This window comes from Actinomyces denticolens (assembly GCF_002072185.1).
GTDB lineage: Bacteria > Actinomycetota > Actinomycetes > Actinomycetales > Actinomycetaceae > Actinomyces > Actinomyces denticolens.
The window spans coordinates 41,187-61,000 of sequence record NZ_MVIW01000014.1 but is presented as its reverse complement, the minus strand read 5'-3'; the positions used below and the strand labels follow the sequence as shown (position 1 = coordinate 61,000).

General features: G+C 73.2%; 19 protein-coding genes. 10 read left to right on the top strand and 9 right to left on the bottom strand.

Features of this window, described 5'->3' with window-relative positions:
* Positions 1–47: 47 nt before the first annotated feature.
* Genes hemB through B1H55_RS05685 form a run of 5 tightly spaced genes read right to left on the bottom strand, consistent with a single transcriptional unit; the run spans position 48 to position 5,935 of the window.
* Positions 48–1,118, bottom strand: a complete 1,071-nt coding sequence (gene hemB, locus B1H55_RS05705) for a porphobilinogen synthase (RefSeq protein ID WP_073453544.1) — start codon at positions 1,116–1,118, stop codon at positions 48–50.
* Positions 1,115–2,050, bottom strand: coding sequence for a uroporphyrinogen-III synthase (locus B1H55_RS05700; RefSeq protein WP_077240683.1), 936 nt, complete (start codon positions 2,048–2,050; stop codon positions 1,115–1,117). Before B1H55_RS05700 ends, hemB begins: the two co-directional genes overlap by 4 nt.
* Positions 2,047–3,069, bottom strand: coding sequence for a hydroxymethylbilane synthase (gene hemC / locus B1H55_RS05695; RefSeq protein ID WP_077240682.1), 1,023 nt, complete (start codon positions 3,067–3,069; stop codon positions 2,047–2,049). Before hemC ends, B1H55_RS05700 begins: the two co-directional genes overlap by 4 nt.
* On the bottom strand, positions 3,066–4,679 hold the full coding sequence (locus tag B1H55_RS05690; protein WP_077240681.1) for a protoporphyrinogen/coproporphyrinogen oxidase: 1,614 nt from the start codon (positions 4,677–4,679) through the stop codon (positions 3,066–3,068). Before B1H55_RS05690 ends, hemC begins: the two co-directional genes overlap by 4 nt.
* Positions 4,676–5,935: a uroporphyrinogen decarboxylase gene (locus tag B1H55_RS05685; RefSeq protein WP_080461631.1), complete on the bottom strand. Its 1,260-nt coding sequence runs from the start codon at positions 5,933–5,935 to the stop codon at positions 4,676–4,678. Before B1H55_RS05685 ends, B1H55_RS05690 begins: the two co-directional genes overlap by 4 nt.
* Before the next feature lie 292 nt (positions 5,936–6,227).
* Here B1H55_RS05685 and B1H55_RS05680 point away from each other — a divergent pair, with 292 nt between their 5' ends.
* The 6 genes from B1H55_RS05680 (at position 6,228) to B1H55_RS05655 (ending at position 11,710) form a co-directional block, all read left to right on the top strand.
* Positions 6,228–7,622, top strand: coding sequence for a glutamyl-tRNA reductase (locus B1H55_RS05680; protein WP_167370553.1), 1,395 nt, complete (start codon positions 6,228–6,230; stop codon positions 7,620–7,622).
* On the top strand, positions 7,619–8,890 hold the full coding sequence (locus B1H55_RS05675; protein ID WP_077240679.1) for a ferrochelatase: 1,272 nt from the start codon (positions 7,619–7,621) through the stop codon (positions 8,888–8,890). The genes B1H55_RS05680 and B1H55_RS05675 overlap by 4 nt, the downstream gene beginning before the upstream one ends.
* Positions 8,887–9,669, top strand: a complete 783-nt coding sequence (gene hemQ / locus B1H55_RS05670) for a hydrogen peroxide-dependent heme synthase (RefSeq protein WP_073453530.1) — start codon at positions 8,887–8,889, stop codon at positions 9,667–9,669. The genes B1H55_RS05675 and hemQ overlap by 4 nt, the downstream gene beginning before the upstream one ends.
* Before the next feature lie 74 nt (positions 9,670–9,743).
* Positions 9,744–10,148 (top strand): thioredoxin, encoded by a 405-nt coding sequence (trxA, locus tag B1H55_RS05665; protein ID WP_077240678.1) that lies wholly within the window; start codon positions 9,744–9,746, stop codon positions 10,146–10,148.
* Positions 10,149–10,202: 54 nt separating this feature from the next.
* Positions 10,203–10,694: a Dps family protein gene (locus tag B1H55_RS05660; RefSeq protein ID WP_073453526.1), complete on the top strand. Its 492-nt coding sequence runs from the start codon at positions 10,203–10,205 to the stop codon at positions 10,692–10,694.
* A 68-nt stretch (positions 10,695–10,762) separates the two neighbouring features.
* Positions 10,763–11,710 carry a macro domain-containing protein gene (locus B1H55_RS05655; protein WP_077240677.1) on the top strand — a complete coding sequence of 316 codons (948 nt, stop codon included), beginning with the start codon at positions 10,763–10,765 and terminating at the stop codon, positions 11,708–11,710.
* Positions 11,711–11,996: 286 nt separating this feature from the next.
* On the opposite strand, the gene B1H55_RS05650 is transcribed toward B1H55_RS05655, so the two are convergent.
* Positions 11,997–12,380: a PspC domain-containing protein gene (locus B1H55_RS05650; protein WP_077240676.1), complete on the bottom strand. Its 384-nt coding sequence runs from the start codon at positions 12,378–12,380 to the stop codon at positions 11,997–11,999.
* A 194-nt stretch (positions 12,381–12,574) separates the two neighbouring features.
* Here B1H55_RS05650 and B1H55_RS05645 point away from each other — a divergent pair, with 194 nt between their 5' ends.
* The 3 genes from B1H55_RS05645 to B1H55_RS12285 are packed head-to-tail and all read left to right on the top strand — an operon-like array spanning position 12,575 to position 15,906.
* Positions 12,575–13,255, top strand: coding sequence for a TetR family transcriptional regulator (locus tag B1H55_RS05645; protein WP_231952689.1), 681 nt, complete (start codon positions 12,575–12,577; stop codon positions 13,253–13,255).
* Entirely contained in the window at positions 13,252–14,220 is a 969-nt protein-coding gene (locus B1H55_RS05640; protein ID WP_077240675.1) for an ABC transporter ATP-binding protein, read from the top strand. Before B1H55_RS05645 ends, B1H55_RS05640 begins: the two co-directional genes overlap by 4 nt.
* Before the next feature lie 3 nt (positions 14,221–14,223).
* Positions 14,224–15,906 (top strand): hypothetical protein, encoded by a 1,683-nt coding sequence (locus B1H55_RS12285; RefSeq protein ID WP_231952691.1) that lies wholly within the window; start codon positions 14,224–14,226, stop codon positions 15,904–15,906.
* A 157-nt stretch (positions 15,907–16,063) separates the two neighbouring features.
* On the opposite strand, the gene B1H55_RS12660 is transcribed toward B1H55_RS12285, so the two are convergent.
* The 3 genes from B1H55_RS12660 to B1H55_RS05620 all read right to left on the bottom strand — a co-directional run bounded on the left by B1H55_RS12660 (position 16,064) and on the right by B1H55_RS05620 (position 18,179).
* Positions 16,064–16,654 (bottom strand): hypothetical protein, encoded by a 591-nt coding sequence (locus B1H55_RS12660; protein WP_205635512.1) that lies wholly within the window; start codon positions 16,652–16,654, stop codon positions 16,064–16,066.
* A gap of 197 nt (positions 16,655–16,851) precedes the next feature.
* Entirely contained in the window at positions 16,852–17,448 is a 597-nt protein-coding gene (locus B1H55_RS05625) for a hypothetical protein (RefSeq protein ID WP_371836541.1), read from the bottom strand.
* Positions 17,449–17,453: 5 nt separating this feature from the next.
* Positions 17,454–18,179 (bottom strand): DNA/RNA non-specific endonuclease, encoded by a 726-nt coding sequence (locus B1H55_RS05620; protein WP_077240672.1) that lies wholly within the window; start codon positions 18,177–18,179, stop codon positions 17,454–17,456.
* A 132-nt stretch (positions 18,180–18,311) separates the two neighbouring features.
* Between B1H55_RS05620 and B1H55_RS05615 the strand changes: the two genes are divergently transcribed.
* Entirely contained in the window at positions 18,312–19,742 is a 1,431-nt protein-coding gene (locus B1H55_RS05615; RefSeq protein WP_143221388.1) for a hypothetical protein, read from the top strand.
* Positions 19,743–19,814: the final 72 nt, after the last annotated feature.

Here is a 19,814-nt window from a genome sequence, read left to right as displayed (position 1 = left end):
GGGGCGCTCAACCCGTTGGCCACCCGTGGGCCCGCCGGGTACCGGCCTCACAGCCCCTCGGCGATCTCGCGGGCCCAGTAGGTCAGCACGGTGTCCGCGCCGGCCCTCATGATCCCCAGCACCGACTCGGCGATGACGCGCTCGCGGTCGATCCAGCCGCGCTGCGCCGCCGCCTCCACCATCGCGAACTCGCCGCTCACCTGGTAGGCCGCCACCGGCACCGGGCTCGCAGCCGCCACGTCGGCCAGCACATCGAGGTAGGGGCCCGCGGGCTTGACCATGACGATGTCCGCCCCCTCGGCGATATCGAGCATCGCCTCGCGCAGACCCTCGCGACGGTTCGCCGGGTCCTGCTGGTAGGTGCGCCGGTCGCCCGTCAGCGTGGAGCCCACCGCCTCCCGGAACGGCCCGAAGTACGCCGAGGCGTACTTCGCCGAGTAGGCGAGGATCGCGACGTCGTCGTGCCCGGTGGCGTCCAGCGCGGCCCGGATGGCCGCGACCTGCCCGTCCATCATCCCCGACGGGGAGACCATATGCGCCCCGGCCTCCGCCTGCGCCACGGCCATCGCCTGGTAGCAGGCCAGGGTGGAGTCGTTGTCCACCTCGCCGGCGCGCGGATCGCCCTCGGGGCGCAGCAGGCCGCAGTGCCCGTGGCTGGTGAACTCATCGAGGCAGGTGTCCGCGCACACGACGAGCGCGTCGCCCACCTCCTCGCGCACCGCCGCCACGCCCCGGTTGAGGATGCCCTCGGCCGCCCAGGCGCCGGACCCGGTCTCATCGCGGTGCTCGGGCACCCCGAACAGGTCGATCGCCCCGACGCCCGCGGCCGCGCAGGCCGCCGCCTCGCGCCGCAGGGAGTCGAGGGTGTGCTGGAAGACGCCGGGCATCGCCTCGATGGGGCGCGGCTCATCAATGCCCTCGCGCACGAACAGCGGCTGGATGAGGCGGGCCGGGTCGATCCGCGTCTGCGCCACGAGCGCGCGCATCGCCGCCGTCGCGCGCAGTCGCCGGGGGCGGATGACGGGCCGCTCCGGCGCGGGCACGCCCCTGGTGGTGAGGACGACGGCGGCCGGCGAGGTCGCGGGGTCGCGGGGATCGGGCAGGGCTGGCTGGGTCATGAGCGCTCCTCCAAGGCCGGTGCGTGGCGGGGGCCGGCGGGTCGCGGGCCCGTGATGACTGAGGCGGCGCCGCCGGCGGCACCGATGGCACCGGCAGCGCTGACCGAACTGACAGCGCTGACGACGCCTCGCGGCGTGGGGGACTCGGCGACGACGTCCGGGCCGAGCCCGAGCCGGGCCGCCTCGGCCGCGGTCGAGGGTCCGAGGGCGACGACGGCGGTGCGCCGCCGGGCGCCCCGCTCCGGCGGTGCTCCCAGGAGCTCGTGCAATGCCCGGGCGCCCGAGCCCGCGAGCAGGACGACGGCGTCGAAACCGCTGGCCGCCGCCGGCCCCGCGGCGGAGGCCCAGGCCCGGGCGAGCCCGGGCGGGAGCGAGTCGGCCGCAGCGGTCCGCGTCGAGTAGGCGGGCACGGCCTCCACCAGCCATCCGGCCGTCCGGAGCCCGTCGGCGAGCACGGGATCGGCGATCGCCGAGGTCGGCAGGAGCAGTCGCGCGCCCCCGGCGCCGCCCCCGGGTCCCCCGAGGCCCTCGGGCCCGCGCGCCAGCAGAGGCTCGCGCAGGAGGCCCGCCCCCGCGCCGTCGGCGATGACGTCCGCCCGTCGGCCGGTGGCCTCCTCCAGCGCCCTCGCCGTACCCGGGCCGACCACGGCCAGGCGCGTCGAGACGGGGGCCGAGGCCAGGCTCATCGCGTCAAGTGCGCGCGCGCTCGTGATCACCGCCCAGGCATAGGCGCCGGCGGCCAGGCGCTCCTGCGCCCGCGAGATCACCTCGGGGTCCCCCGGTACGGTCTCGGTCAGCGCCACCGCGACGACTTCGGCCCCCGCCTCCTCCAGGGCCGCCGCGATGCGGTCACCGGCAACGCGCCGTGTCAGGAGCACCCGCGCCCCCGCCAGCGGCCCCGCCGCGCCGGTGGCGCCGAGATGGCGATTCACCGCTGCTCCCCGGCTCGGTGCGGTTTCGTGGCGTGGAGATCGGCGACATCCCCGGCTCCATAGCCCAGCAGGTCGGAGGCGAGGCGATGTCCCAGGGCCTCGGCGTCGCGGGTGTCGGGGATCCGCAGGCGCGAGCGCACCGCCTCCGAGCCGCTGAGGGCGATGACGGCGGCGTCGAGGAGCAGGCCCCTCTCGTCGACCTGGGCGAGCACGCCCACCGGCGCCGCGCAGCCCGCGCCCAGTCCCTCCATGAGGGCCCTCTCAGCGGTCACCTCGGCCCGCGTCGCAGCATGATCGAGGCCGGTCAGCAGGGAGGCCAGGAAGGGGTCGGCGTCGGCGCGCGCCTCCACGGCGAGGGCCCCCTGGGAGGCCGCCGGCAGCATGACGTCCTCGTCGAAGGCCTCGGTCACGCGGTCCGCCAGGCCCAGTCGCAGCAGACCCGCCATCGCCAGGACCACGGCGTCCAGCTCGGGCTGGCGCGCCCCGAGCGGCCCGTCCGGCCGGACCCCGGTCCCGGCCACGCGCGACAGGCGCGTCGGCACGTTCCCCCGGATGTCGACGATCTGAAGATCCGGCCGCCGCAGGAGGAGCTGGGCGGCGCGGCGGGGCGAGCCCGTCCCCACCCGCGCCCCGCGCGGCAGGTCGTCGAGGTCCATGCCGTTGCGGCCGCACAGGGCGTCACGAGGATCCTCCCGCTTGGGCGTGGCCCACACGCGCAGTCCCCGCACGGGCGCCGTCGGCAGGTCCTTGAAGGAGTGGACGGCCAGATCGCACTGACCGTTGAGCACCGCCAGGCGCAGCGCGGCGGCGAAGGCCCCCACCCCGCCGAGCCCCGCCAGGGATGAGGCGTCGACGTCGCCCTGGGTGCGCACCGGCACGAGCTCCACCCCCACCGGCTCCCCTGCGGCCGCCGCGGCGCTTTCCAGGGCGCGGGCGATCATCCCCGACTGGGCTCTGGCCAGCGCGGATCCCCGCGTACCCACGCGGATCGTCCTTGGTGAGGGCGTAGCGGATGTCATGAATCCTCCTCTGTTCCTCCGGGCGCAGTTCCCCGGGCGCCGGTCCGCCCGACCATCCCCGCCGCGCGCTCGCGGGCATGGGTGACGACGGCCGCGATCCCCGTGCCCGCCACCCAGGCGCCCGTGAGGCCCAGGCCCGGGATGCTCGCGACGGCCTCCTCCAGGCGCGCGGTGCGCCGCCGGTAGTCGGGCCTCGCAGGGGGAAGTGTCCCATCCCAGCGGATGAGGCGGTGGTCCAACACGTCATCGAGTTTGATTCGGACGCTGGTCAGGGCCGTGATGTCGGCAAGAGCGCCTGCCAGCGCGGGCTCGGGGCGCGGCTCGCCCGGCCTCCCGTAGGACAGCCGCAGCGCCGCCGCGCCCTCGCCGTGGCGCTCGCGCAGCCCCTCGGCGATCCAGGACCATTTCGCGTCCAGATGGGACAGTGCCTTCGCCGCCACGGGGCAGGGGGCGGCGGATGAGGCCGGTGCCACGAGCAGTCCCGAGCCCACCGGCGCCCCGGCCAGCCCCGGGGCGCGGGCGACGATCGTCAGGCGCGCGATCGGCGCGCCTGAGGGGACGGTGATGTCCAGCGCCCCGGGGTCGATCCCCGGCGCCCCGGCCAGGAGGCGCAGCGCGGCGCGCGCCGAGCAGGCCAGCACGACGCGGCCCGTCCGGACCTGGTGGGCCGTGCCCACGGCGCTGGGCTCGTCCGACGGCGTCGCCCCGGGTCCCGTGGGGGCCAGCGCCACGCGCCAGGAGCCCGCCCGGCCGGCGCCGCCCTCCAGGCGCATCCTCTGCGCGCCCCAACGGGTGAGCACCGTTCCGCCTGCGGACTCGATCGCCGCGCGCAGGGCGGCGGTGAGTCGGTGCATCCCCCCGACGACGCAGACCTCGCCGCTGCGCCGCCCCGCCGGGCGGGCGCGCCGCTCCTCCAGGCGCGCGCGGATCGCCGCCTGGAGGGAGCCGAGGCGGGCGACGTCGTCGCGCAGGCCGGGCACGACGACGTCGGAGTCGAGGACCGCGGGATCGCTCGCGTGGATGCCGGCGACGATGGGGCGCACCAGCCGGTCGAGCACGGCCCGTCCCATCCGGGCGCGCACGAGGGAGGCGAGATCGCGCGGGTCGGCGGGGGATGTGCCGACGCTCCCGTCGAGCCCGCGGTCGCGGGCGGCGCGGCGGGCCCCCGCCTCGCCGAGGATCGCGCGGGCGTCGTCGGCCAGCGGGTCGGCGGGGATGCCGAGGATCGCGTCGCGCGGGAAGGGGTGGAGGCCCCAACTGTCTGACGGGGCCGCGTCGGCGTCGCTCATCGGCGGCAGGAAGAGCCTCGGGCGCCCGCGATGGGCGGTGGACTCCAGGCCGAGGGCGTCGAGCATGGTGGTGACGGCCCCGCCCCGCAGGACCACGCTCTCGGCGCCGAGATCCATCTCGACCCCGCCGATCTCGCCGCCCGCGATGAGGCCCCCGGTGTAGCCGCGGGCCTCCACGAGCAGTGGGCGCAGCCCCGCGCGGGTGAGCTCCCAGGCCGCGGTCAGCCCCGCCACGCCCCCGCCGACGACGAGCGCGTCCACCTCCGCCGGCGGCGGGCAGGGCGGGGCCGTGCGCCCCCTGCGCCCCCCTGCCGCGCTCACGGCGCGTCACTCCCTCCCGGCGCCGAGGGCCCCGGCCAGCCGTCCCAGCCGGCCAGGGCCGCGCCCTCCCAGTCCCCGTCGCCGTGGGCGCGGGCCACGACGCGGGTGAGCACGTTCGGGTCGGTCGTCGGGGGGACGCCGTGGCCGAGGTTGAGCACATGCCCGGGCGCTGCGCGCCCCGCCTCCAGGCAGGCGTCCACGGCGGGCCCGAGCACCGCCCATGGCGCGGCGAGCAGCGCCGGGTCGAGGTTGCCCTGCACCGGGCACGCCCCCTCGCCCCCGAGCTCGCTGATCGCCCAGGCCAGATCCGTGCGGTCGTCCACGCCGACGGCGTCGGCCCCTGCGGCGCGCATGTCCGCCAGGATGCGGGCGGTGCCCGTGCCGAAGTGGATGAGCGGGGCGCGGCCTCCCGTTGCGGGGGAGACGGCCCGGCCCGCGATCTCCAGCGCGCGCGCCGAGTGGGGGGCCACGCGCTCGCGGTAGTCCTCGGGGCTGAGGGCCCCGGCCCAGGAGTCGAAGAGCTGGGCGGCGCTGGCCCCGGCGCGGATCTGCAGGGCGATGAACTCGCCCGTGATCCGCGCGCACCAGTCCAGCAGTGCGTCCCAGGCGGCGGGGTCGGAGTGCATGAGCGTGCGCGCGGCCAGGTGGTCTCGGCTCGGCCGTCCCTCCACGAGGTAGGCGGCCAGGGTGAAGGGGGCCCCGCCGAAGCCGATGAGCGGCGTCCACCCCCAGGTGCCGCGCGAGTGCGCCAGGCCCGCCAGCGCGCGCTGCGGCATTCCGCCCGTCGCGCCGGGGGCGCCCGGGGATCCGAGCTCGGCGACGACGGCGCGCACGGCCTCCTCGATGGCCGCCAGGCCACTGGGGCCGGCAGGGGCCTCCCCCAGGGCGTGGGCGGTGAGTTCGGCGACGTCGGCGGGCGTGCGGATCGGGTGGTCGACGATGGGCCCGATCCCCGGTTCGATGCGCACCCCGACCCCGGCCAGGGCGAGGGGGACCATGATGTCGGAGAAGAGGACCGCGGCGTCGACGCCGTGGCGCCGCACGGGTTGGAGGGTCGCCTCGGCGGCCGTGGCGGGATCGAGGCAGGCCCCGAGCATCCCCGTCATGCCCGCGCCCCGCGCCCCGCGCCCGCGCAGCGCGCGGTACTCGGGCAGAGAGCGCCCGGCCTGGCGCATGAACCACACGGGGGGGCGGCTGGGGCGCGCGCCGCCCAGTGCCGCGAGAAGCGGGGGGAGGGTGTCGGCGCCATCGCGCATAGCGGAATTAAAACAGGTAAATGTTGTGGAAATGGGGGCCTCCGATGGGATGTGACGCGGTGCGCGAATGGTGGGTCGCCCGGGTGAGGGCTGCCTCGCCATGGTCCATGACGCTGGTCGCGCCTCCTTCCGGGAGCGGTGGATTGCTGGCGTGATATCGCGGGAGATAAGAGATGACGCGATGTCGCGAACGGTTCCTGACGTGCCGACATGACGATTTCGGCTCGTTATTGAGCCGATAATCCGGATGCGTTACTGGCGCGCGCGGGACCGGTGCTTCAATTCAAGCACTGTGACGATCCATCTCCTCTCAGCCGACCATCTCTCCCAGGGCCTCGACGTCGTCGCGCGCCTGGGGGTCAATCCTCGGCGCCTCGGCCCCGACATCCTCGCCGCCGTCCCGGGCCTGCGGGGCGTGCTCGTCCTGGCCACCTGCAACCGCCTCGCGGTCCTCCTCGATACGCCGGTCGATGATCCGGATGGGGGATCGGGCGCCTCGGCCCGGCCCGGGGACTCGCCGTCGCCCACCGCAAGCGCCGCAAGCGCTGTGAGCGCCCTGCTGGAGCGGCGCGCGGGCATGCCCGAGGGGACCGCCGTGCTCACCGCGGTCCAGGGCTCCGAGGCCTATCGCGAGCTCATCGCCACGGCGGCGGGCCTGCGCTCGATGGTCGTCGGCGAGCGCGAGATCGCCGGGCAGCTGCGCCGCGCCCTCGCCCGCGCGACGACGGAGGGGACCGCCTCCGCCGAGCTGTGCCGGCTCGTCGAGCGGGCCTCGGCCGCCTCCCGCCGTGTCGCCCGGGAGACGGCGCTGGCCGGAGCGGGCCGCAGCCTCGTCGCCGTCGGTCTCGGCCTGGCCGCCCAGCACATGCCGGTACTGGAGGGGGCGCGCGTCGTCGTCGTCGGGACCGGGGCCTACGCGGGCGCCACCGTCGCCGCGCTGCGCGACAGGGGCGTGCGCGACATCGCCGTCCACTCCCACTCCGACCGCACCTCCCGCTCCGGCTTCAGCGCCGCCGGGACCGACCGCGCCACCGCCTTCGCGCGCAAGCGCGGCCTGTCCGTCGTCGGCCCCCACGAGCTCCCCGACCGCCTCGCGGACGCCGACCTCGTCATCACCTGCCGCGGCCTGGGCAGCCCCGTCATCACCCGTGAGCTCGTCGACGACGCCCTGTTCCGTCGAGCGGCCCGTGAGCGGTCCTCGCGGGAGGCCGTCCACCCCCTCGTCATCCTCGATCTCGCGCTCAGCCGCGACGTCGACCCCGGCGTCGCCGCCACCCCCGGCGCGCTCCTCATCGATCTGCCCCGCATCCGTCAGGCCGTGCCCGCCGCCCAGACCGCCCAGGTGGAGGCGGCCGAAGCGATCGTCGCCGAGGAGGCGGCCGCCCTCGAGCGCCTCATGGGCGGTCGCCGCATGGACCCCGTCATCCGCGCGCTGCGCAGCGGCGCCGAGGACGTGGTGGCCCGCGAGGCGGCCCGCCTGCGCCCCGTCGATGGCAGGGTGGACCTCGATGACGCCGTCCGCGCCCTGGAGCGCCTGGCCGCCGCCCTCATGCACGCTCCCAGCGAGGCGGCCCGGGCCGCCGGCGAGTCCGGTCGCGCGCAGGACTACCTCACCGCCCTCCCCATGGTCCTGGGCCCCATCGACTCCCTGGGCGCGCCAGCGCCCCGTGCGGGAGGCGCGCGATGATCGACCCCCTGTCCCCCTACGACGCCGTCCTCCTCCTGTCCTACGGCGGCCCCGAGGGGCCCGACGACGTCCTGCCCTTCATGCGCAACGCCACCGCCGGCCGGGGCGTGCCCGACTCGCGCCTCGCCGAGGTCTCCGTCCACTACCAGCGCTTCGAGGGCGTCTCGCCGATCAACGCCCGCAATGCCGAGCTCCTGGAAGCCCTGCGCGCCGAGCTCGCCGCGCGGGGCTCGCGACTGCCGGTGGCCATCGGCAACCGCAACTGGCACCCCTTCGTCTCCGAGGCCCTGCGCGGGCTCGCCGACGCCGGGGCCCGACGCGTCCTCGCCCTGACAACCGCCGCCTACGGCTCCTACTCCGGGTGCCGCCAGTACCGCGAGGACCTCGCGGGCGCTCTCGCCCTCCTCGCCGCCGGCTCCGACGGCGCCACCGGCCAGGGCCCCGAGGCGGACGCCGCCGCGCGCGTGGGGGGCGCCGGGGGCGGGCCGATTGAGCTGGCGGTCGACAAGACCCGGCCCTTCTACAACACCCCGGGCATGCTCCAGGCCAACGCCGACGCCATCGTCGCAGCCTATGACGAGCTCGCCGCCCAGGGGGTCCCCGCTGACGCCGTCCACCTCATCCTCGTCACCCACTCGATCCCGGTGTCCATGGAGCGCGGCTCAGCGCCCGGCGCCCCGCTCTCGGCGCCCAGTTCGCCCTCCGTCCGCGAGCCGGGCGTCGCGGCGGACCTGTCCACGGAGATCAGCTATGTCGAGCAGCACCTGGGGCTGGCGCGCGTCCTGCTGCCCATCGTCGCCCAGCGCCTGGGCCTGGAGTCGCCGCCCGAGCTCGACCTGGCGTACTGCTCGCGCTCCGGCCCGCCGCAGGCCCGCTGGCTCGAGCCCGACATCAATGACCGCATCACGGCCCTGGCCGCGGCGCCCGAGCCCCCCGGCGGGGTCGTCGTGGCCCCCATCGGCTTCATCGCCGACCACATGGAGGTCGTCTTCGACCTGGACACCGAGGCCCGCGAGACCGCTGAGGCGCTGGCCCTGCCCTATGCGCGGGCCGCCACCGCGGGCACGCACCCGGCCCTGGTCGCCTCGCTGGCCGACCTGCTGACCGAGAGGGCCGCCGTCGCCCGGGGCGAGAGCGTCGTCCCGACCAGCACGACGGGCGCCGGTCCTTTCCACACCGTCTGCCCCGACTCCTGCTGCCGCCCCGGCGATCACGCCCACGACCATCACCACCATCGCAGCACCCGCCACTCCGAGGAGGACTCATGACCAGCACGCCTGATAACACCGCCCCCGCCATCCACCGCTTCGAGGACGAGGAGCGCCGTCCCCACCGCGACCCGCGCGACGCCGTCGACGTGGACTTCGACGCCATCAACGACCGCAATCACTACGCCCTGTGGGCCGTCCTGCGCCTCGCCTCGCCCCTGCCCGCCGGCGATGGCGCGCGCGCCCGGATCGTGGCCGAGTCGGCGGGATTCGTCGAGGCCACGGGCGTGACCACCCGGGGCTGGTACGACGTCGCCGGATTCCGCTCCGACGCCGACCTGCTCATCTGGTGGCTCGACGACGACCCCGAGCGCCTCCAGGACGCCTACCACCGGCTGCGCGCCTCGGCCCTCGGCCGCCACCTGGAGCCGGTCTGGTCCTGCATGGGCCTGCACACCCCCGCCGAGTTCAACCGCCGTCACGTCCCCGCCTGCTTCGCGGGCACGGCCCCGCGCGACTGGTGCATGGTCTACCCCTTCGTGCGGTCCTACGACTGGTACCTCCTCCCCGACGAGGAGCGCAGCCGCATCATGGCCGCCCACGGGCGCAACGGCTTCTCCAAGTACCCCGACGTCAAGGGCTCGACGCTCGCCGCCTTCGGCATGAGCGACTACGAGTGGATCCTCGGCTTCGAGGCCGACACCCTCGACCGCCTCGAGGGGGTCATCCACCACCAGCGCTACACGGAGGCCCGCCTCCACGTGCGCGTCGACACGCCCTTCTACACGGGCCGCCGCCTCGACCCGCAGGCCTGGGCCGACCTCCAGCCCCGGGACTGAGCGCGAGCCCCGGAATATACACCCGGGGGTATCTGTTGTCCCGATCAGCCGCCGTCGATCCGAAAGGCAAACCCATGGCTCTGACCACCATCACCGGCAAGGAGTTCAACTCGACCGTGCGAGGCGAGGGCATCACCATCGTCGACTTCTGGGCCTCCTGGTGCGGCCCCTGCATGCGCTTCGCCCCCGTCTTCGAGAAGGCCGCCGAGGCCAACCCGGACATCGCCTTCGCCAAGGTCAACACCGAGGAGGAGCCCGAGCTCGCCGGCGCCCTGGGCATCTCCTCCATCCCGACCCTCATGGCCTTCCGCGACGACGTCCTCGTCTACCGCGAGGCCGGCGCGCTGCCCGCCAAGGCGCTCGACGCCCTCATCACGCAGATCCGCGATCTCGACATGGACGCCCTCAAGGCCGAGATCGCCAAGGAGCAGGCGAAGGGGCGGGCCGGGGAGGACGCCGCCGACGGCGGGCGGGCCTGACCCCAGCCCCATACGAACTTCTTTTTAGAACCGATCGAGAGTAAGGTAACGCCCATGAGCACGAAGACCGTCACCTCCGCCCCCGTCCGCATGTCCTTCACCGCCTCCGAGACCCTGAGTGGTCACCTCCAGTCCTCCCTGGTGGACATCACCGCCCTCAGCCTGGTGGCCAAGCAGATCCACTGGAACGTCGTCGGCCCCAACTTCCGCGACCTCCACCTCAACATCGACGAGGTGGTCGACATCGCCCGTTCGGGCTCCGACGCGCTGGCCGAGCGCATGCGCGCCATCAACGTCGTGCCCGACGGCCGCCCCGGGACGATCGCCGCCAGGACGACCGTCCCCGAGGCCCCCGTCTCCCAGGTCATCACCAACGAGGCCGTGGACTACATCGTCTCGGCCATCGATGCCGTCGTGAAGACCCTGCGCGCCGTCCACGACGAGGTCGACGCCGAGGACGCCATCTCCAGCGGCATCCTGGAGGACTACACCCAGCAGCTCGAGCAGCAGGGCTGGTTCCTCTCCGCCCAGAACTACACCGCCTGATCTGCCACTGCGCGGCCGCGGGGCCGGATGGGACTGACCCATCCGGCCCCGCGCCGTACCCTGGCGCCATGCCGACGCCGCCTGTGCCCTCCACGCCCTTCACGCCCCCCGCGCCGCCCGCATCGCCCGGCCCCGGGTCGATCCGGCCGCGCACCGCCGCCGAGGGGCGCATCGCGATCCTCACCCAGTACTTCGCCACCGACGCCGTCAGCCATGGCGACGTCGCCTCCTTCCCGCCGCCCGCGGCCCTCGACGAGCTCCCCTTCGCCGAGCGCCGGCGCCTGCTCGACGGACTGCTCACCATCCGCCCGCCCCGCCCCATCGACGACGAGGACATGCGCGACGAGCTCGACGACATGCTCGCCGTCGAGTCCCGTGAGCGCGCCGCCGCGGCCGGCGATCCCGACGCCCTCGCGCTTCCCGTCCTGGCCGTCACCCACGGCGTGGCGGGGGCGCTGGGCGAGCATGCGGCCCTGTGGGAGGGGGATCTCACCACCCTGCGCGCCGGCGCCATCGTCAACGCCGCCAACGAGCAGATGCTCGGCTGCCGCGCGCCCGGCCACGCCTGCATCGACAACATCATCCATGCTGTTGCCGGGCCGGGCCTGCGCGCCGAGTGCGCCGAGTACATGGCGGGGCGCGCCGAGAGGGGGGAGGGGCTCGAGCCCGTGGGGCGCGCGGTCCTCACCGGCGGCTACCACCTGCCAGCCGAGCACGTCATCCACACGGTGGGGCCCGTCATCGACGGCGGGGTGGTGGAGCCGCGCCATCGCACCCGCCTCGCGAGCTGCTACCGGGCGATCCTCGACACCGCGCAGGAGGCGGGGCTGGACTCGGTGGGCCTGTGCTCGGTGTCCACCGGCGCCTTCGGATACCCCAAGGAGGAGGCGGCCCCGCTCGTCCTCGAGACGATCAGGGCCTGGCTCGCGGCGCACCCGGAGTCGGAGCTGCGGATCGTCATCTGCGCCTTCTCCGCGAAGGACCGCGCTGTCTACGAGGCCGCGCTCGCGGCATAGGAGGAGTGGGAGGGGTCCGACCCCGCGGATACCGTCTGACCCCGCAGGAACCGCCTCGGCCCGCGGATACCGCCTGACCCCGCAGGAACCGTCTGACCCCGCAGGAACCGCCTGACCCCGCAGGAACCGCCTCGGCCCGGCCTTGCGCCCTCAAACTGCGAGGATGAGGGCGCAAGGCCGGGCCGAGGCGGTATTTGCGGGCCGAGACGGTAAAGCGGGGGTAAGACGGTAAGGCCGGGGTGAGGGCGCGAATCGGGCCCCGGTGGGGCCGCTCGCTCGGCCGCGCTCAGTCGGCGGCGGGCATGAGGATCCAGGCGATGGCGTAGGCCAGCCACATGGGGCCGGGCAGGACGGCCAGGGCGAGCGTGGCCAGTCGCACGAGGGCGGGGTTCACGCCCATCTCCTCTGCGATCCCGCCGCAGACACCGGCCAGGAGCCGGTTGCGCGAGCGGTGGGGCAGTGAGGATCGCCAGGACTCGGTGCGCGCCGAGAAGGAGCCCGGCGCGTAAGTGGCGCCGCCGAAGCCAGTGGAGTGGGTCCCGGAGTACTGGTCGCCGGGGCCGTAGGACGCGGAATAGGTTCCGGGGCCAGGCCCATACGCAGCTCCGGCGCCGGAGGCGGAGGAGGGGGCGGAAGTCGTGGATGCGGGGGAGAAGTCGTTCGTGCTCATGGCTCAAGCCTGCCCCGCCGCCGCGTCCCGAGGTATCGGGGGTCACCCTGATCCGCCCCTGATCGAGCGGGGCCGGGCCGGGCGCATCCTCCTTCTCGTGGGTACGGGCGGGGTCCCCCGGCCGACCGGGGTCGGGCGGATAGCGCCGGAGGGACCTCTTGAAGAGGGCTGAACGAGCGTATAATATATTGGTCATGCGTTCAACATTGGATCGCACGACCCCCTCCCACCAGGAGGACCTCACCGCGGTGGCCCGGATTCGCGCCGCCGCCATGGCTCGCTTCGCCGCCGATGGCTTCAGCGTGGGCCTGCGCGCCATCGCGGCGGACGCCGGAGTCACTGCCGGGCTCATCACCCACCACTTCGGCTCCAAGGAGGGCCTGCGCCGGGCCTGCGACGCAGAGGTCCTGCGCCAGATGGACGAGGCCAAGCGGGATTCCGTCATCATGGGCGGCCCCGCCGACCTCCTCAGTCAGCTCACCCAGGTCGAGGAGTACCTGCCCGCCTGCGCCTACGCCCTGCGGTCTCTGTCCGACGGCGGTGAGTTGGCGCGCGCCCTCATGGACTCCTTCGTCGCCGAGACCGCCTCCCTCCTGTCCGACGGCGTCGCCTCCGGCGCCATCGCGCCGAGCCCGGATGACACCGCCCGCGCCCGCTACCTCGTCTACGCCGAGGCCGGGGCCCTCCTGCTCTACCTGCGTTACGAGGCGGCCGACCCGACGGACATCCAGGGCTCCATCCGTGACTACTACACGCGCTACACCCCCGTCTCCGTCGCCATCTACAGCCGGCCGCTCTTCACCGACCCAAGCATGTTCGCCGCCTATCTCGACTCCGCCAACCGTCCCAGCTCATCACCCCAGGAGGACGCATGAGCCCCTCATCCGCCACCGACCGCACCGCAGTGCCCGTCATCGAGACCATCGGACTGACCAAGACCTTCGGGCGCGGCCCGCGCGCCACCCGCGCCCTCGATGGGCTCGACCTGAGCGTCGCGCCCGGCCAGATCCTGGGCTTCCTCGGCCCCAACGGAGCCGGCAAGTCCACCACGCTGCGCGTCCTGCTCGGAATGCTCCGCGCCGATGGCGGCACCGCCCGCCTCTTCGGCGCCGACCCGTGGGGCGCCGTCGCCGAGCACGAGCGCCTGGCCTACGTGCCCGGCGACGTCGCCCTCTGGCCGGGCCTCACCGGCGGGCAGACCCTCGACGCGCTGGCCTCCCTGCGCTCCCGCAGGCCCGGCGGGAAGCGCCGCGCCGAGCTCATCGAGCGCTTCGACCTCGATCCGGGCAAGAAGGTCCGCGCCTACTCCAAGGGCAACCGCCAGAAGGTCGCCCTCATCGCCGCCCTGGAGGCCGACGTCGACCTTCTCATCCTCGATGAGCCCACCTCCGGCCTCGACCCCCTCATGGAGGAGGTCTTCCGCCAGTGCGTCGCCGAGGCTGCCGAGCGGGGCAGCGCCGTCCTGCTCTCCAGCCACATCCTGTCCGAGGTGGAGAGCCTGGCCGACTCCGTGACCATCATCCGCGCGGGCCGCGCCGTCGAGTCCGGGAGCCTGGAGCGCATCCGAGCCCTCGCCCGCTCACGCATCAGCGCCGTCGTCGAGCGAGAACCCGATCTGAGCGGGGAGCCCGGGGTGCACGACCTCTCGACCTCCAGGGCCGACGACGCCTGGCAGGTCGGCATGGCCGTCGACGCCGAGCGAGTGGGCGCTGTCATGGAGCGCCTGGCCGCGCTCGGACTGCGGTCGATCACCGCCGCCCCACCGAGCCTGGAGGAGATCTTCCTCCACCACTACTCGGCCGACGACGCCAGCCCCTCCGCCGACGGCGAGGAGGGCTGAGCGATGGAACGAGTGATCCCGCCGCTCACCCGCCTCACCCTGCGTCGCGACCGCCGCCCCGCGATCGGCTGGACCCTCGGCGTCGCGCTGCTCACCGTCTACTCGGCCATCGCGCTGACCGGGATCTATGACACGCCCGAGGAGCGCCGGGCTTTCGTCACGGCCTTCTCAAGCCCGATGGCCGCCATGTTCACGGGCCCCGGCTACGGCCTCGACGCCGCCGATCCCTCCCTCGGCGCCATTCTCGCCACCGAGGTGCTCGGCTACCTCGCCCTCGTCGCCGTCCTCGCCGGGCTTCTCATGTCCATCGCCCGCACTCGGGGCGATGAGGAGACCGGCCCCGGCGAGCTCCTGCGCGCCGCGCCCGTGGGCCGCTCCCAGGCGGCGCGCGCGGCCCTGGTCTCGGTCGCGGTGACCGGCGTCCTCATGGCGGTGGTCTTCTGCGCGATCACGATCGCCGTGGGCCTGGCGCCCCGCGACGCGCTCGGCGCCGGGCTCGGCCTGGCCGCGAGCACCGCCGCGGGCGCCGGCGGCGGGCTGGTGCTGGGCGCGCTCGCGGGTTCAGCGAGGGCTGCCCGCGGGTCGGGGGTCCTCCTCGTCGTCGTCTGGTACCAGCTGCGCGGGCTCGGGGATTCCAGTGCGGGGGCCGATTGGTTGTCCTGGACGACGCCGATCGGCCTCGTCCAGCAGGCGCGTCCCTGGGCGGGGCTGCGCTGGGCGCCGCTCCTCCTGCTCGTCGCCGGCGCCGTCGCGCTGTGCGCCGCGGGCTGCGCCCTCCACGCGCGCCGCGAGCTGGGGGAGGGGCTCGTGAGGCTGCCCGCCTCCCGGGGAGCGCGGCGGCCGGGGCCTCGTGGCGCCGTCGGCCTGGCGCTGCGCACGTCCGCGGCGACGCGCGGCTGGTGGCTCGTGGGCGGGCTGGTCTTCGCCGTCGTCTACGGGGTGTTCGCCTCGCAGGTCGAGTCGAGCCTGGCCGCTATGTTCGAGGACAATCCGGCGCTTCGGGCCTTCGTCGGCGGGGAGCTGACGGTTCAGACTTATCTGGCGCTCATCGTCACCTACGGCGGGCTCGTCGTGGCGGCCTGCGCGGTCGCCCTGGCGAGTGCCGCAGCGGGGGAGGAGGGCTCAGGGCGCGCGGCCGTCATCCTCGCCCAGCCGGTCGCCCGGGGGCGCTGGCTCATGGGCCGCGCGACGGTCGTGGCGGCGGGGGTGGGCGCCTTGGCGGTGGCGATCGCTGTCGGATTGGTGGCCTCCGCGGTGATCCCCCTCATCGTCCGGGGGAGTGAGGCGGCGGACCGGCCGTGGGCGCTTGCGACGGGCATTGTGGCGGGATGCGGGTCCACGATCCCCGCGGCGCTGCTGCTCGGCGCGCTCGCACTGGCGGCGCAGGCCCTCGCTCCCCGGGCGGGCCGGATGGTGGGCTGGGGAGTGCTTCTCCTCGCCACGTGCGTGACCGTGCTGGGGCAGGCCCTCAGGGCCCCGCAGTGGCTGCTCGATCTCTCGCCTTTCACGCACCTGCCGTCGCTCCCGACGGCGAGCGCGGGGCGCGCGGGCGGGGCCGGGGAGGCGTGGGGTGTTGTGCTCGGGCCGTCGCAGTCCTGGATCGGCCCGGGCGTCTGCCTCGTGGCGGCCTGCGTGTTCCTCGTCGTGGCGGCCGCCGCCCTGCGCCGCCGCGACCTCGTGGGGTGAGCGGTGCCGGATTGTCCGGGGCGGGCTCGCCGGCCCTCTCCTCGGCGACTGGTGGGGTCGGCCCGTCATCGGGGCCGGCCCCACCGGCTCCGTGTGGGCGGGCCCGCGCTACGCGCCGCACCATCCCGACCGCAACTCGGAAGAGCCGCTTAAGGGGTCACGGCGCTGACGGTGCCTGCCCGGCGGTCGCATCTCCCGCCTGGTCGGCCGGCGGCTCGGCTTGCTGGGCCTGATCGGCCTGCTGGGTTTCCTTGGCCGCTTTCTTGGCGGCTCGGCGGGCGCGGTCGCGCTCCCGGCGGCGGGCCAGGGCGGCCAGGTGCTTCTCCTGGCGGGCGATCCCATCGGCCAACCACTCGGGGATCCACTCCGCCGAACGAGGATACAGGTCCACCTCCACCGCACAGTCCGCCGGGATGTACTCGAAGGGCGGGTCGAAATGCGGCTCGCGCATCCAATCGAACTCCGAGTGCAGCACCCAGTCTGAGGCATCCATCCACAACCGACCCCACGTCCACCGCCCCCGATCCGGCAGAACACGGGTCTTATGCATACTCAGGACCGCGAAGCACAGGTCGCTGGGGGCGATCTCCTCGCGACCATCGCCGTCCTCGCCCGCCCGCCAGCACCTCGCCCGGGTATCACACATCAACGCTAGGGCGTTGACCTCCAGCACCACCCGCTCGAACGACTCCGCCCGCATCCACCCGGCCAGCTCCTCAGCCACCGCCTTCTCAACATCATCACTCATCCAGCACTCCCCATCCACTAGACACAACGGCAACAACCTTTAATTCCTCAAAGGCGGCGCGAACTTCCCGAAGTCGGCCTGCGGCCCCTGGGACGGTTACGCGCATTGGCGACTCCCTCACAGCGACAGGTGGGGCCGGCCCGCCATCGGGTCCGGCCCCACCAACCACACGTACGGAGCACCGTACTCCACGGGGCTCACCGCGACGGTGTCGAGCCGTCGTCCTCTACCTGCTCGGCCAGCGGCTCGGCTTGCTGGGCTTCTTTGGCTGCTTTCTCGGCTCTCTTGGCGGCCCGGCGGGCGCGGTCGCGCTCCCTGCGGCGGGCCAGGTCGGCCTGGTGCTTGTCCCACTGGGCCGCCCCGGCGGCCATCCACTCCGGGATGAACTCCGGATCACGCGGATAGAGCTCCAACTCCACATGACAAGCATGCGGCCCCGGACGCTCAGGACCACCACCGTCATCGAAGACCGGCTCACTCATCCAGTCCAACTCACTGCGCAGCACCCACTCACCGGCCACCATCCAGAAATGACCGCACGTCCACGCCCCACGACCAGGCAACGCCTGGGCGGCACGAAGGTCCGTTAATTTGAAAATAATATCTGAAGGCGGATGAACCGATTTCTTCTCACCGTCCACCACCAGCCAATTTATAATACTGCCCCCACGTCCGATCCTGGCTGTTTCATGATCGAAGCGCTCGAATCCAGGAATCGTCTGAACCCATTCTCGAATAGAAGATTCGAGGTCGCCAGTTCCTTGCCCGGCAATAGATGATCCCATTTCAGTCACCTTTCCTATCTTGAGCCAGTGTCATCGATGGCCCGATTTTCGTATGGCTTCCCCCTGCCTAGACCCTGTCTATCGGTCCAGAAGACATCGAATTTTTCTGGTACTCGTGAGGCTGGGTCGAGGCCTTTGAGGGTGCCGGTGGGCGAGGCGATGTCGGGGTCGGCGTACCTGACCTCGATGCGTATGTCTCTGTAGTTGCCGGGATCATCACGGACCTTCTGCTCGAAGGCGTAGAACGTGTCGACATCCTTGACCGGCAGGTTGACGTCCCTGTGCATCGGCACCACATTGATCGCCTCGGGCGGACCCCCGAAGTCATAACCGGCCAGGTGCCCGCCATGGAAGTCCTCCCCACCCAGGTTCCCGATCTGCGACTGCATGCTCTCCGAGCGCCTGCGCCACTGCGCCACCTCGAACCCATCAGCCTCCACCAGCACGGTGCGCCCCGCCCCATCGGTCGTGTAATGGAACGTCCCGTCCACCGTGTACGTCACATTCGGCAACGGATCATTCAAGTCCGCGTTCATCGGATTGGCCCGCTCGCCCCACACATGGTACCGCTCCACAGCCGACGATACCTCCGCATGCCTGATCTGCCCGGAGGCGTCCGTGTAGTAGTCGCCCCGGCCCTCCACGTGGTAGACCGCGTTGGGCTCCAACTCCACACCACGCCCGAACGGCGTCCGGGCCCCGGGCATTAGCGCATCGCCGTCCGAAACGCTCTTCTCCACGCGCTCAACGCCCTCGGGCAGCTCGGGCCGATGAGCCTGGTTGAACCCATCAGCATCACCGGCAGCCCGCCGCTGCTCCAGATGCTGCTTGATCGCCTCCGGACTGCCCGGCTCGGGACCCCCATCACCACCATGAGCACCATCATGATGCGAGCCCTCGGCGTCGCCCTTGTGGCCGGCGTCCGCATCAGCACCATCATGATGCGAACCGTCCGCCCCATCATGGGCGTCAGCGCCGTCGTGATGCGAGGAGCCCTCGGCGTCACCCTTGTGACCGGCGTCCGCATCAGCACCATCATGATGCGAACCGTCCGCCCCATCATGGGCGTCAGCGCCGTCGTGATGCGAACCCTCGACATCACCCTTATGACCAGCGTCAGCACCGTCGTGATGCGAGCCGTCCGCCCCATCATGGGCACTTCCCGCCTCGCCCTTGTGGCCGGCATCAGCATCAGCCCCACGATGACCAGCGTCAGCACCATCGTGATGCGAGGAGCCGTCGGCGTCGCCCTTGTGGCCGGCGTCCGCATCGGCTCCACGATGACCGGCGTCGGCCTGCCCATCATGATGGGAGTCGCTCCCATCACCCTTGTGGGACCCGTCGTGATGCGAGCCATCAGCCCCATCATGGGCACTTCCCGCCTCACCGTTGTGGCCGGCGTCGGCCTGCCCATCATGATGGGCGCCGCCGTCACGCTCATGGGCACCAGCGGCCCCATCACGGCCAGCGCCCTCCGCCTCAGCGTCGGTGTCACCCTTGCGACCGGCATCAGCATCAGCCCCACGATGACCAGCATCGGCCTGCCCATCGTGATGCGGGCCAGCGGCCCCATCGTGGGCACTTCCCGCCTCGCCCTTGCGACCGGCATCAGCGGCATCCGAACCGGCACCGTCCTGACCACGAACACCAGCGCCATCCGCAGAACCGGAACCACCATCACCGGCGCCCCCACCGGGCGAGCCCTCAGCGGCATGCGGACCCTGCACCGAGGGCGCGTCAGCCGCGCCCGCCGAAGACCCCAGACCCGTCCCCGGCTCCGGAATATCGACGTTCTCACCCTTCGGCGCGCCTGCGCCCACCTCGGGCACATCCATGCTGGGCGCATCAACCATCCCACCATCAGGGACATCCACATCCACACGCGGCACATCGATCCCGGACGCCGTATCCGCACCGGTCCACCTGCCGATCACATCATTGAGATCGAAATCCAGGTTCAGCGCCGTCTTGACCTTCCCGGCAACATAGCCGGTTGGGACCTCGATCAGCTTCCCGACCCCAGCACCCACAGGATCCAAGAACGTCAGAACACGATCAACCGTGACCGCGACCGCCCCGGCACGAGCCAACCTCGAACCCGACGCCCCGAGCTTCCCAGCCTTACTCGCCCCAGCAGCAGCACCAACAAACAAAGTCCCAATCATGCACCACGCCATTCCACAGGAATGGCGTGGTGCACCATACGCGCCGTCGCGACCTCGTGGGGCAAATCGCAGGAGGAGCATCCCCGGCTCTCAGTGGCACGGAGTCCCGAGAGGCGGGTAACGTTGGCCCGTCCCTGACACGACTCTTGCGGAGGAGAAGGCATCATCGGAGCGAGCATGACGGGCTGTCCGGGCCTCGGCACAGCGACT